Raw genomic sequence first — 604 nt, forward strand, 5'->3', positions numbered from 1 at the left:
ACCCAAAACAAGAGAGAAATAAGCTTCTTTATTATAGGGTAAAATGTTTTTGCTGATAAATAACATATATAACAAAGAACACCCAAAAAGTATATTTTGAGCCAAAATTATTGAAACTAAAGCCAGGCATTTAGTCATTACAACATCGGCATTTCCTTTGTAGGACAATATCACCATTCGATCACATAAATAAATTAAAAACTTCATATCAATCAATAATATTTTCTTCTAATTATTTTCCATTATATAAATAAGAAGCTAATTCTGCCAATCCATATAGCGCCGCTGTCGCAAGGGTCCACCCTTGTGACCCGCATGCTAAGTATACGTCATACTATGATTCAAATTAATGCCCACCAGTAGCCTTATTTTTAAAAATACAAAATCCCCCATTAATAAACATCCGGGATTTGCATATTCAATACCTTGCATGTGGGCACACAAGCCTGCGGTGGCTGTTGCACAACTCGTCAACTATTTCGCAATAATTTATGTTAAGATATTGATTTTTAGTATCTTAACGTCATGCAAGGAAAGAAGCACTATCAAGAGAAACTCTTTACCAATTTCCAATTGTCCGACCGTGTTCCGGCAGACAATATAT

1 protein-coding gene is annotated in these 604 nt (G+C 34.4%); it reads right to left on the reverse strand.

Features of this window, described 5'->3' with window-relative positions:
- A partial coding sequence (locus AC1DPZ_RS28675) for a hypothetical protein (protein WP_477409942.1) occupies positions 1 to 207 on the reverse strand: 207 nt, incomplete at its 3' end.
- Positions 208 to 604: the final 397 nt, after the last annotated feature.

The organism is Mucilaginibacter sp. P4_G9, from assembly GCF_056400985.1.